Origin of the sequence: Meridianimarinicoccus sp. MJW13 (assembly GCF_014901205.1) — a bacterium.
Classification (GTDB): Bacteria; Pseudomonadota; Alphaproteobacteria; order Rhodobacterales; family Rhodobacteraceae; genus Meridianimarinicoccus.
The window spans coordinates 355,255-367,177 of the sequence record NZ_JACNMU010000005.1; the positions used below are offsets into that span (position 1 = coordinate 355,255).

At 60.6% G+C, this 11,923-nt stretch carries 14 protein-coding genes; 7 read left to right on the forward strand and 7 right to left on the reverse strand.

The features are described from left to right. Window positions 1-12: 12 nt before the first annotated feature. From H8B03_RS11500 to H8B03_RS11530, 7 genes are all read right to left on the reverse strand, one after another. Window positions 13-1,500, reverse strand: a complete 1,488-nt coding sequence (locus H8B03_RS11500; RefSeq protein ID WP_193141886.1) for a mannitol dehydrogenase family protein — start codon at window positions 1,498-1,500, stop codon at window positions 13-15. Further along, a complete protein-coding gene (locus tag H8B03_RS11505) occupies window positions 1,488-2,261 on the reverse strand; it encodes an L-iditol 2-dehydrogenase (RefSeq protein ID WP_193141887.1) in 774 nt (257 codons plus the stop codon). The genes H8B03_RS11500 and H8B03_RS11505 overlap by 13 nt, the downstream gene beginning before the upstream one ends. Then, a complete protein-coding gene (locus tag H8B03_RS11510; protein WP_193141888.1) occupies window positions 2,258-3,262 on the reverse strand; it encodes an ABC transporter ATP-binding protein in 1,005 nt (334 codons plus the stop codon). The genes H8B03_RS11505 and H8B03_RS11510 overlap by 4 nt, the downstream gene beginning before the upstream one ends. Before the next feature lie 11 nt (window positions 3,263-3,273). Beyond that, on the reverse strand, window positions 3,274-4,104 hold the full coding sequence (locus tag H8B03_RS11515; protein WP_193141889.1) for a carbohydrate ABC transporter permease: 831 nt from the start codon (window positions 4,102-4,104) through the stop codon (window positions 3,274-3,276). A gap of 12 nt (window positions 4,105-4,116) precedes the next feature. Beyond that, entirely contained in the window at window positions 4,117-4,983 is an 867-nt protein-coding gene (locus H8B03_RS11520) for a carbohydrate ABC transporter permease (RefSeq protein WP_193141890.1), read from the reverse strand. A 117-nt stretch (window positions 4,984-5,100) separates the two neighbouring features. Next, a complete protein-coding gene (locus H8B03_RS11525) occupies window positions 5,101-6,402 on the reverse strand; it encodes a sugar ABC transporter substrate-binding protein (protein ID WP_193141891.1) in 1,302 nt (433 codons plus the stop codon). Window positions 6,403-6,493: 91 nt separating this feature from the next. Next, a complete protein-coding gene (locus H8B03_RS11530) occupies window positions 6,494-7,525 on the reverse strand; it encodes a LacI family DNA-binding transcriptional regulator (protein ID WP_193141892.1) in 1,032 nt (343 codons plus the stop codon). A 295-nt stretch (window positions 7,526-7,820) separates the two neighbouring features. On the opposite strand from H8B03_RS11530, the gene H8B03_RS11535 reads away from it, so the two are divergent. The 7 genes from H8B03_RS11535 to H8B03_RS19210 all read left to right on the forward strand — a co-directional run bounded on the left by H8B03_RS11535 (window position 7,821) and on the right by H8B03_RS19210 (window position 11,586). Next, window positions 7,821-8,030, forward strand: a complete 210-nt coding sequence (locus tag H8B03_RS11535) for a hypothetical protein (protein ID WP_193141940.1) — start codon at window positions 7,821-7,823, stop codon at window positions 8,028-8,030. Between the two features lie 86 nt (window positions 8,031-8,116). Then, window positions 8,117-8,389, forward strand: coding sequence for a transposase (locus H8B03_RS11540; RefSeq protein ID WP_193141893.1), 273 nt, complete (start codon window positions 8,117-8,119; stop codon window positions 8,387-8,389). A 352-nt stretch (window positions 8,390-8,741) separates the two neighbouring features. Next, a complete protein-coding gene (locus tag H8B03_RS11545; protein WP_193141894.1) occupies window positions 8,742-9,578 on the forward strand; it encodes a DUF3883 domain-containing protein in 837 nt (278 codons plus the stop codon). Between the two features lie 250 nt (window positions 9,579-9,828). Then, on the forward strand, window positions 9,829-10,239 hold the full coding sequence (locus H8B03_RS19120; protein ID WP_264299185.1) for a transposase: 411 nt from the start codon (window positions 9,829-9,831) through the stop codon (window positions 10,237-10,239). Further along, window positions 10,233-10,529, forward strand: coding sequence for an IS66 family insertion sequence element accessory protein TnpB (gene tnpB, locus H8B03_RS11555; protein ID WP_226925860.1), 297 nt, complete (start codon window positions 10,233-10,235; stop codon window positions 10,527-10,529). The genes H8B03_RS19120 and tnpB overlap by 7 nt, the downstream gene beginning before the upstream one ends. Before the next feature lie 149 nt (window positions 10,530-10,678). Further along, window positions 10,679-11,407 carry a transposase gene (locus tag H8B03_RS11560; protein ID WP_226925861.1) on the forward strand — a complete coding sequence of 243 codons (729 nt, stop codon included), beginning with the start codon at window positions 10,679-10,681 and terminating at the stop codon, window positions 11,405-11,407. Beyond that, window positions 11,329-11,586 carry a transposase domain-containing protein gene (locus tag H8B03_RS19210; protein ID WP_394355467.1) on the forward strand — a complete coding sequence of 86 codons (258 nt, stop codon included), beginning with the start codon at window positions 11,329-11,331 and terminating at the stop codon, window positions 11,584-11,586. Before H8B03_RS11560 ends, H8B03_RS19210 begins: the two co-directional genes overlap by 79 nt. Window positions 11,587-11,923 lie beyond the last annotated feature (337 nt).

Below are 11,923 nucleotides of genomic sequence, written 5' to 3' on the forward strand. Positions count from 1 at the left end.
ATCCGCGGGTCGTTAGCCCTTCGATCCGGCGCAATAGGCTTGCAGCGCGGCTTCGCAGCCCTCCGACCAGATCAGGCGCAGCCAACGGTCAAAGGCCTGTGCGAAGGGAAGCTGCTCGGCAAGGTCGCCGTACAGGTGATGCTGGGTCAACCAGGTCTGCGGATGCTCCCTGGCCGCCTTTGCGGCCCGGACCAGATCGTCCCAGAACGGATCGTTGGGCTCGATCGCAGTGCCATCTTCCCGCGCGCCGTAGCACATGCGCGCCCAGAGTGCTTCGACCAGGGCCAGACCCTGGATCGAATTGCCGGTGGCCAGTCCCTTGCGCACCAGGGGCAGAACGAACCCGGTGTGCCGCGACGAGCCGTCGAAGGCCACCCGCCGTGTCGTGTCGACGATGGCCGGGTTGCCGAAGCGGCGTTCGATCAGGTCTACATAGGCTTGGGGCGTCATGCCCGGCACCGGGGCCACATGGGGCGCGATTTCCTCACGCTGTACCTTCCGGAAATAGGCCGCAATAGAGGGATGCGACATGCAGCCCGAGATCGTCGGCACCGACAGGATCTCGCCGGGGTTGGCGATGATCTGGTGTCCCGCGTTCAGGATGCGCAGCTTCATGGTTTCATAGTCATGAACCTGGTTGGAGAACGTCGCCCCGGCCTGATCCCAATCGGGACGGCCCGCGCAGAAGTCATCCTCGATCACCCACTGGCGAAAGTTCTCATGGGTCACGGGGACTGCATCGTCGATCCCGAAGCGGTGCGCCTGGGCGATCTCTTTCTCGCCGGTGGCGGGAACGATGCAATCGACCATCGAGTTCGGGAAGGTGCACTTGGTGTCGATCCAATCGGCAAGCGCCGGATCGGACATGCGGGCCAGCGAAACGACGGTCTGGCGCATGACGCGACCGTTGGCCAGAAGGTTGTCGCAGCTTAACCCGGTGAAGGGGCCGATGCCGTTGTCACGCCTTTGGCGCAGGGCTTCGATCACGGCACCAAACGCGGTACGCGGTGTCCGGGGATTTGCCGCGTCATGCTGCATGTCCGGGTGCGCGCCGTCAAAGGCACTGGTGGCCGGATCGACATAGTAGCCGCCTTCGGTCACGGTCAGGGCCACGATCCGGATTGCCGGGTCGACCATGCGGGCGATCAGCGGCGCATTGCCTTCGCTGATCGGCAGATAGTCGATCATCGAGCCGATGACCTCGGCCGATGATCCGGAAGGGTCCAGTTCGATCAACGTGGTCAAGCAATCCTGCGCGAGAAACTTTTCGCGCATCACGGCATCGTAGGGACGAACGCCCGCACCGACGATGGCCCAGTCCTGCGCGGCCCCCGCCTGCATCAGGCGATGCAGGTACCAGGCCTGATGCGCCCGGTGGAAGTTGCCGACGCCGATGTGCACGATGCCCGCGGTCAGCTTTGATCGGTCGTAGTGCGGGCGCAAGATCGCGGCCGGCAACCGGGACAGCGTTTCATTCGAGAGTGAGATCAGCTCATCCATTGTCCACCATCCACGTTGTAGCATTGCGATACGATGTAGTCGGACTCATCGCTGGCCAGGAAAATCGCCATTCCGGTCAGGTCTTCAGCAGTACCCATGCGACCGCAGGGAACCGCGTCTCCGACTTCTTTCTTCTTCTGGCCGGGGGCCTTGTTCTCGTGCTTGGCAAAAAACGCGTCGACCTCGTCCCAGTGCTCGCCATCGACCACACCGGGGGCGATGGCATTCACGTTGATGCCGTGCTGGATCAGGTTCAGCCCCGCCGATTGGGTCAGACTGATGATCGCCGCCTTGCTGGCGCAATAGACGGCAACCAGAGGCTCGCCCCGGCGTCCAGCCTGGCTGGCCATGTTGATGATCTTGCCGCCTTTTCCGCGCTCGATCATGTGGCGTGCCACCGCTTGCATGGTGAACAGCGCACCAGAGACATTGATGTCGAATGCGCGCGCGTAGTCGTCGCGGGTAATCTCGACAATCGGCGCCGCCGTGAAGATCGCCGCGTTGTTGATCAACACGTCGATGCTGCCCAGCGTGTCAATGGTTGTGGCGATCGCGGCATTGATGCTGTCCTGCCGGGTCACATCCATTTCGACCGCAATGGCTGCCGAGCCGATCTCTGCCGCCGCTGTGCGCGCACGCGCAATGTCGATATCGGCGATGGCGACCCTGGCGCCTTCGCGGACATAAGCCTTGGCGAAAGCCAGGCCTATGCCGCGGGCGGCACCAGTGATCAGCGCGTTTTTCCCCCCAAGCCGTTTCACGGCAACCGCAACCCGTTCTCGTCGAACTTGTGCAGCTGCTCCATGTCAGGCGTCAGGAAGATGGTGTCGCCGTGCCGGACCGGAATGTCACCGGAGATCCGGACCGTGAACAGGTCTCCCAACCCGGTCTCGTGGACGTGGATATAGGTGTCCGAGCCGAGGTGTTCGGCCACACCGACGGTGCCCTTCCAGGTGCCTTCGGTCTTGCTGACCTGAACATGCTCTGGACGGATGCCGATGGTGTGCACGCCGTGCTTCTGCGCTTCGGGACCCTCGATGAGGTTCATCTTGGGCGAGCCGATGAAACCGGCAACGAATGTGTTGCGCGGCTTGTGGTACAGTTCCAGCGGGCTGCCGACCTGCTCGATGAAGCCGGCACGCAGCACCACGATCTTGTCGGCCATGGTCATGGCTTCGACCTGGTCGTGGGTCACGTAGATCATCGTGGCCTTCAGGCGCTCGTGCATCTCGCTGATTTCCAGCCGCATGCCGACCCGCAGGGCCGCATCCAGGTTGGACAGCGGTTCGTCGAACAGGAAGGCCGAAGGCTCGCGCACAATGGCCCGGCCGATGGCAACCCGCTGACGCTGGCCGCCCGACAACTGGCCCGGACGCCGATCCAGATAGTCGGTCAGGTTCAGCGCCTTGGCAGCCGCCTCGATCCGGCGGTTCTGTTCGTCCTCGGGCATCTTCGCCATCCGCATCGGGAAGGCGATGTTCTTGCGCACGCTCATGTGCGGATACAGCGCGTAGGACTGGAAGACCATTGCCAGGCCGCGCTTGGCGGGTGGCAGGTTGGTGGCGTCCGCGCCGTCGATCGCGATATGGCCCGAGGTGATGTCCTCCAGCCCCGCGATCAGCCGCAGCAGGGTAGACTTGCCGCAGCCCGAAGGCCCGACGAAGACCGTGAACTCGCCATCTTCGATGGTCAGGTCAAGGGGCGGGATGACCTGTACGTCGCCGAAGCTCTTGGTCACCTGGTTCAGTTGAATTTGTCCCATTGGTCAGTTCCTTACTTGACGGCGCCGAAGGTCAGGCCGCTGACGAGTTGCTTCTGGCTGAACCAGCCGAGAATGAGGATAGGCGCGATGGCCATGGTCGAGGCTGCGCTGAGTTTTGCGAAGAACAGGCCTTCCGGGCTGGAATAGCTGGCGATGAAGGCTGTCAGCGGCGCTGCTTTTGCCGCGGTCAGGTTCAGCGTCCAGAAGGCTTCGTTCCAGGCCAGGATGAAGTTCAGCAGCATGGTCGAGGCGATGCCCGGAATGGCCATCGGTGTCAGGATGAACAGGATCTCGTCCTTCAGACCGGCCCCATCCATGCGTCCGGCTTCCAGGATCTCGCCGGGGATCTCCTTGAAGTAGGTGTAGAGCATCCAGACGATGATCGGCAGGTTCATCAGCATCAGCACGATGATCAGACCGGCGCGGGTGTCCAGCAGCCCCATCTTGATGAAGATCAGGTAGATCGGGTACAGCACGCCGACCGCTGGAAGCATCTTGGTGGAGAGCATCCACAGCAGGATGTCCTTGGTCTTGCGCGACGGCACGAAGGCCATCGACCAGGCCGCCGGGACGGCGATGATCAGACCGAGGATGGTCGAGCCACCCGCGATGATGATCGAGTTCCACAGGAAGCGCGCGTAGTTGGAGCGTTCCAGCACAACCCCATAGTTTTCAAGGGTCCAGTCGAAGGCGAGGAATACGGGCGGATCCGCGATGGCCGTGGCTTCGGTCTTGAAGCTGGTCAGGATCGTCCAGAGGATCGGAAAGAAGATCAGCAGGCCCACAGCCCAGGCGGCAGTGGTATTGATGATCTTGCGTTGTTGGGTAACGGCACGTGCCATGATGTTATCTCCTCACGCGTCCAGGTTCTTGCCGACGATGCGCATCAGGAAGATGGCAACGATGTTGGCCAGAATGATTGCATAGACACCCCCTGCGGATCCGAGCCCGACGTTCTGGCTTTCCAGCACGCGCTGGAAGATCAGGTAGGTCAGCGTCCGGGAGCCGAAGGCGCCGCCGGTGGTCACGAAGATCTCGGCGAAGATCGACAGCAGGAAGATCGTTTCGATCAGGATCACGATGGTGATGGCCCGACCCAGGTGCGGCAGCACGATATAGTAGAAGCGCTTGAGAACCGGGGCCCCGTCCATTTCGGAAGCTTCGAGCTGTTCTCCGTCCAGCGACTGGATCGCCGTCAGAAGGATCAGGGTCGCAAAGGGCAGCCACTGCCAACTGACAATGGTGATGATCGAGAACAGGGAAGCGTCACTGAGCCAGACAACAGGCTCGGCACCAAAGAACTTCCACAGATGCGCGAACAGGCCGTTGACCGGGTCCATGAACATGTTCTTCCAGACCAGCGCGGAAACGGTGGGCATCACGAAGAAAGGCGCGATGACAAGGATGCGCACGACACCCTGCCCCCACATGGGCTGGTTCAGCAGAAGTCCCAGCAGCACACCGAAAACCACGGTGATCAGCAGGGTGCCGCCCACGATGATGAGGGTGGCCTGGACACTGGGCCAGAAGGCGGACGAGGTCACGAACCGGACGTAGTTGTCGAAGCCGGCCCAACCAAGGTCACCTCCGCGCAGCGGCAAGTATTTTTTGAAGGAAAAATAGAGCGTCATGATGAGGGGCACGAGCATCCATCCTAGAAGAAGGACGACGGCTGGTGCCAACATCATGCGCGCTGCGGATCGGGAGTGCTGGGTCGCCATGACGCAAAACCTCTCTACTCACGCAAGGTGCATGTTGAACGCGGGTGAAAACTGTAAAGGGTACAAGATGGGGGAGAGGGGCGGGCTGGCCGCCCCTCGATCTTGGAAGTCGGGGACTTAGTAGCCTGCGGCTTCCAGTTCTTCGGATGCGATCGCCTGGGCTTTCTCAAGCGCTTCTTCGGCGGTCTGCTGACCGGCAAGTGCGGCCGAGAATTCCTGGCCGATCTGACCGGCCAGACCTGCCCATTCCGGGATGGCGGCGAACTGCACACCAACGTACGGAACCGGGTCAACGGTCGGGTTGTTCGGATCAGCCGTCAGGATCGATTCCAGGGTCATCTTGGCAAAGGGGACTTCCTGGTACTCGGGGGTCTCGTACAGCGAGGCACGGGTTCCCGGAGGCACGTTGGCCCAACCTTCGTTCTCGGCGACCAGTGCAAGGTAGTCTTTCGAGGTCGACCATTCGATGAAGGCCATCGCGGCGTCTTCGTTCTGGGTGCCGGCCGGAATGGCAAGCGCCCAGGCCCAGAGCCAGTTGGAGTTCTTGCCCATGCCGGCATTCGGTGCCAGCGCGAAGCCCACCTTGTCCGCCACGCTCGAGTCGTTCGGGTTGGTCACGAAGGACGCCGCAACGGTCGCGTCGATCCACATGCCGCATTTGCCCTGCTGGAACAGCGACAGGTTTTCGTTGAAGCCGTTCGACGATGCGCCCGGAGGGCCCGCTTCGGTCATCAGGTCGATGTAGAAGTTGAGCGTGTTGGACCATGCTTCGCTGTCGTACTGGGGACGCCAGTCTTCATCGACGAAGCGGGCACCAAAGGCGTTCGACATCGCGGTGAGGAACGCCATGTTCTCACCCCAGCCGGCCTTACCGCGCAGGCAGATGCCGTAGATCTCGTTTTCCTTGTCGGTCATGGCAAGCGCGGCTTCCCGGATGAAGTCCCAGCTGGGCGCATCCGGCATTTCCAGGCCTGCTTTTTCCATCAGGTCGGTGCGGTACATGATCATCGAGCTTTCGCCGTAGAACGGCGCGGCATACAGCGTGCCGTCGTGGCTCAGGCCGTTGGCCATGGCCGGCAGGATGTCGTCAGCGTCATATTCGGGCGGCAGACCGTCCAGCGAAACCAGCCAGCCGTTGGCAGCCCAGATCGGCGTTTCGTACATGCCGATGGTCATGATGTCGAACTGGCCACCTTTGGTGGCGATGTCCTGGGTGACACGCGTCCGCAGCGTGTTTTCGTCCAGGGTCACCCACTCGACGTCATGGCCGGTTTTCGCGGTGAAATCGTCTGTCAGACCCTGCATGCGGATCATGTCGCCGTTGTTGACCGTGGCGATGGTGATTGTGTCAGCGAAAGCGCCGCTTGCCATGATGGCGGCGACGGCAGTGGCCGTGCCAAGTTTAGCCTTGGAATACATCGTGTCCTCCCTTGATCGGATGCAAGGTCAACCTAAGTCGAATCGGGACGCGCGGTCAACAAAAACTTTACGCGCGGAAACTTTTTGTGGATCAGGCCGAGTCCCGCATGACGAGCTTGCCTTCCACCAGAATGGACCTGCGCTCCCCCGCTTCTTCTCCGCCCTCGATACGCTCAAGCAGGGCCGCCACGCTTTTCTTGGAGATTGCCGTGTAGTCCTGGGAAACCGTGGTGAGTGGCGGACAGGTATAGCGCGCAAACGGGTGGTCATCGTGACCGGCAATACGCAGGGCGTGACCAGACCCGCGCCCGACGCGCAGCCCGCGCTGGTACGCCGCCGCCAACAGGCCGATGGCAAGGCGATCGTTGCTGCACAGGATGGTATTCGTCGCGAATCGCCCCTCGGCGATGGCCCGCCCGCCCTCGCGGCAGCCGATCTCCTCAAAGTCCCAACCCAGGCCCGGCGCCTTGACGACATTCACCGCGTGGCCATGGCTTTCCATGGCCTTCACATAGGCCGCGCGGCGTTTGTTGGAGTTCGGGTTGGACGGCGTCTCCATCTCGAACAGGCAGGGAGGCTCCCCTGTCCGGCACAGGTATTCCACAATCATACCAATACTTTGATCGTTGTTCGACCCGACAAAATCTTCGCCGATATCATCGATGTAGCTGTCAAACAGGACCGTTGGCACCTCGTCGCAGAACCTTTCAACAACGGATCGGTCCGACGATCGACCCAGCGGTGCCAGCAGAACACCCGCCGGCTTCAGGCCGCGCAGGCTGTCGAGAATCGCTGCCTCGTAGGCCGGGTCGCCGTGAGAGCTGAACAGGATGGGCGACAGACCCTCGGCAATGCAGGATTGCTCGACGTTCCGCGCAATCTCGCCAAAGAACGGGTCCGCCAGATAGGGCACCACAATACCCACGATCTTGGTCAGGCGCCGGTTCTGATTCATTGCAAACACGTTGGGACGGTAGTCATATTTGTCCAGCGCCGCCTCGATCCGCGCCCGCGTCGTCGCCCGAACGCTTTCAGGATCGTTGAAGTACTTTGACACTGTAGGCCGGGAAATCCCGCTGACGGTGGCAAATTCTTCCATGTTCTTGATCTTGCGGCCACGCACGGGATCACCCTTTGACTTTTCTTCGCAAAACAGGCGCCCATCGAAGGACGGGAGATGACAACACGCGGGCCGCCTTAACTTGTCTCGCGTAAACTTATACATGACACTAGGTCTGCTTACACACTTTGGTCAAGCTTTTCGAGTGTATGTGCAAGCAAGGCTTTTAGTGCATTGAAATAACGATAAACAATTCGGCCGAGTCACGTAAAGGTTGCAACGTAAACAGCCTCTCACCTGCAGAATGCACCGCCTTCAGTCTTGGGCCGCCCCAGAATTTGTTCCGGAGTTGACAAGCATGGCAAGAAAAGCTGAAAAAACTAGCCTGACACAGATTGGCACAGCAGATGTACCCTATCGAAATGCGAGGAGAACAGGTCTGATCCGCGCCGGGCTTGCCGGAGGCTGGTTTGTCTTAGTTGCGCCGCCATGTCTGGTGTTTCAGAGCCGCGTAGAAGTTCACTTCGGCTTCGGCTGGCGGGATATTCCCGATAGGTTGCAGCAGTAGGCGATTGTTGAACCAATCGACTTGGGACCTGTCGCGGAATTGTTCCGCTCCTTTGACCGCGTATCGTGTCGCAAAGGAGAACAGACATGGCATCACGACCGAGCCCGGAGTTCCGCGCAGAAGCAGTTCGAGTCGCATTGACGAGCGGGCTTTCCCGCAAGCAGGTTGCCGCTGACTTCGGTGTTGGCTTTTCAACGCTAAGCCGATGGATCCAGCAGGAACGCAAGAACCCCGAGAAGCCAACAGCGCAATCCGACCTTGAGCGCGAGGTCGCAGAACTGCGCAGAGAGAACCGGCAGCTCCGGGGGGAGAGGGACGTTCTAAAAAAAAGGCAACAGTGTTCTTCGCGGAGAGAATGAGGACATGAATGCCATCGGTCCGAATGAATGCCCGAACAACGAGGTTTGCCTTCGTTGAAGAACACCGCAACGAAATCCCGGTGGCCCGGTTGTGTAAGATCATGGATGTCAGCCCTCGGGGATATCGAGCCTGGCGTCGCCGTCCACTCTGCAACAGCCAGCGCAATGACATGGTGGTCCTGGCCCACATCCGCGAGCAGTTCGCCCTGTCCCTGGGCAGCTATGGCTGGCCTTCGAGGCTCAGGCTGCATAAGTGAGAAATCGGAGCGGCATCAAAGCGTGACAGGTCCAGTGCGAACGGTCGCGAGAGGTCGTTGATGACAAACAGACTTTCCGCTCATAGCCTGGCGGCATGTCGAACGGGCCCTGGACAGATGCAGAAAACGACCTGATCGTCGCGGATTACTTCGCGATGCTGGCTGAGGACATGGCGGGCCGTCCATACAACAAGGCTCAGCACCGACGCAGTTTGATGCCCCTTTTGCGGAGCCGAACTGAAGGCTCGATCGAGTTTAAGCATCAGAATATCAGCGCGGTGCTGAAAGGGCTCGGCGAAGATTGGATCCCCTGCTACAAGCCAGCGTTCAATTTCCAGATGACCTTGGTAGATGCTGTTGCGCGCTGGTTGGCATTGAACCCGGCTTGGCTTTGGCGGATACCGGCTTCGCGAACAGCAAATGGTATGCGCGAGGCTGCGCAGATCTGGATTGGGCCGTCACCGACGCTGTCCAACCAGCCGCCGCCGCAGGAACTAGAACAGATGTTGCATGTCGCTAAAAAGTTCGACGTGGCGGGTCGGGATGAACGCAACCGCGCCCTCGGACGTGCGGGAGAAGAGCGCGTCGTTGCACACGAACGTTCTGCGTTGAAAATGGCCGGTCGAGATGATCTGGCGCGCAAAGTGCGGTGGATTTCCGAAGAGGATGGTGACGGTGCCGGGTACGACATTGCCAGCTTTACGCCGGACGGACAGGAGCGTTTGATCGAGGTGAAAACGACAAATGGCTGGGAACGAACGCCCTTTTACATTTCCCGCAATGAACTGGCGGTCGCCGAAGAGCGCCGGTCAGAATGGTGCTTGTTCCGCCTCTGGAATTTCTCGCGTGAGCCGAAAGCATTTGAGTTGCGCCCGCCGCTAGATGCCCATGTCTCGTTGACCGCGACGGCCTTTCAGGCGAGCTTTCATTGAGGTTCAAATTGTTGCTCAACCTACATTCTCACTCGTTGCCGCTTGGATGTCGAAGATGGCGGCAGTCAGCGACAGACGCGCTAAACATGCAGGCGCAACGGCATGAACGGTTGACCTTCGCGGCATTAGGCATGAACGTCCAGCGCAGCGCAGGAGCGGACGTCTGTAAGCGGTGTCTCCGCCCCACGTTGCCGCGGATGGCATGGGCTGCGACGTGGTCCCCATCACATGATGGGGAGTGCGTTTCGCAATGTGTGCTACAAATTTGTTTCTCAAATCTCTGGGCGTCGAGATTTACGCGTCGGGCCATCGCCGGTGGCCGGATGAGGTTAAGGCGTTGGCTGTCTCGATGACCTCGGAGAAGGATGCCACGGTGAATGCCGTGGCGGAGCGCTTCGGCATTCTGCCCAATCAACTCTCGGCCTGGCGGTGCGAGGCCAAGCAAGGCAAGCTGGTGCTGCCCGCAACCGAAGTTGAGGACGCCGTCTTCGCGCCACTCATCGTCTGCGAGGTGGCCGAGGAAGATGGCTGTCCAGAGGAGGCCGCGCATATGACCCCGGTCAGGATCCTACATGGTGCTGTCGTGATCGAACTCGCGCATGACATTCCTGTGGCCCGGATCGCGGAGATCGTCCACGCGCTTGAGGCGCGCTCATGCTGATGCCCTCGCAGGGCGTGCGGATCCTGGTGGCGACGAAGCCGGTCGACTTCCGGAAGGTGCATGACGGTCTCGCGGCGCTGGTCCAGTCGACGCTTGCCGAGGATCCGTTCACCGGCACGGTCTTCGTGTTCCGGTCGAGGCGCGCCGACCGGTTGAAGATCCTGTTCTGGGACGGCAGCGGGCTCGTGATGGCCTACAAACCGTTGGAAGAAAGCCCCTTCACCTGGCCGTTCGCCATTGTCTCTCTGACCAATGGCGTTCCAATGGCTCACTCCGCGACGGAGCCATGACGCTGAACAGGGCGCAGTTCGAGGCCCTGTTTGCTGGCCTGGACTGGCGCCGCGTGCGGTCCTTGGAGGTGCGCCGACCGGCTGTGGCTGAGTGACTCGACCTGTTGAATAACCGGGCATCGGCGCCCCGAGCACGGTATAATCCGGCCATGCCCGACGCCCCGCCCATCGACCTGTCCACGATCCCCGAGAGCCAGCGCGCCGCTGTTCTGGCGGTGCTGCAGGAGCGCGATGCCCTGAAGGAAGCCAATCGGCGGCTCGAGCATCTCGTGGCTGAGTTGAACCATGTCGTGCATGGCAAACGGTCCGAGAAGCTGAGCAAAGACGACCGGCAACTGGCCTTCGAAGACCTGGAAACCGCCGTCGCCGAGGTCGAGACCCGCAAGGAACAGGCTGCGCCATCAGCCACAACGCCGCGCCGGTCACGGCAGCGCAACCTCGGCCATCTGCCTGCGGGTCTGCCACGCATCGAGCGTATCATCGAACCGGCCAACCTTGAGTGCCCCTGCGGTTGCGGCCGCATGCACCAGATCGGCGAAGATCGCACCGAGCAGCTGGACATCATCCCGGCGCAGCTTCGTGTGCTGGTCGACATCCGGCCGAAGTATGCCTGCCGAACCTGCTCGGACGGGGTCACCCAGGCGCCGGCCGCGCCTTGGCTGATCGAGGGCGGTCTGCCGACCGAAGGCGCTATCGCGCATGTCCTAGTGTCCAAGTTCGCGGACCACCTGCCATTCTACCGCCAAAGCCAGATCTTGGCGCGCTCCGGCATCCAGATCGACCGCAGCACATTGGCGGATTGGGCCGGCACTGCAGCCTTCCACCTCGGCCCGGTGGTCGATCGGCTCACCGAGCATATCAAATCCTCCGGTATCTGAAGGCAACCCTCGAAGCTATTGCCGCCGCTCACCCGGCCAGTAGAATCGACGAACTGCTTCCCTGGAACTTCACCCCGTCAAGCTTAACACGGGTGAGCCGCAGACACCGCTTACGGACAACGTGTTCCGTTCTTCGTCTTTCCCATAACCCAGTATCCTTAATTCTGGGTCTCCGGTAAAACCGGGGCGGTTCAGACCACTTGAACGCAGTGCGTAATGTCGACTTGGGATCGTCCTTACATGAGCCGACGTCAGTAATCGTCGCTTTTCAGACGCTGGTTCAAGGTGCATCATTTGAAAGAATGCGCGCCGAACCGTATCCGGAAACTGCCTTCGATTACAGGGTGCTTGCTTTCGAGCCGTGGCATTGATTCCATTGGATATTTGTTGTCAGACTCGTCCAACGTTGATGTGGCGTTGATGTAAAACGCGACATCAAAAACTTGATCGGCTGGAGCCGACTTCAAGTCTTTGATATTCTGTTAAATTTTTGGTTGCGGGGGCAGGATTTGAACC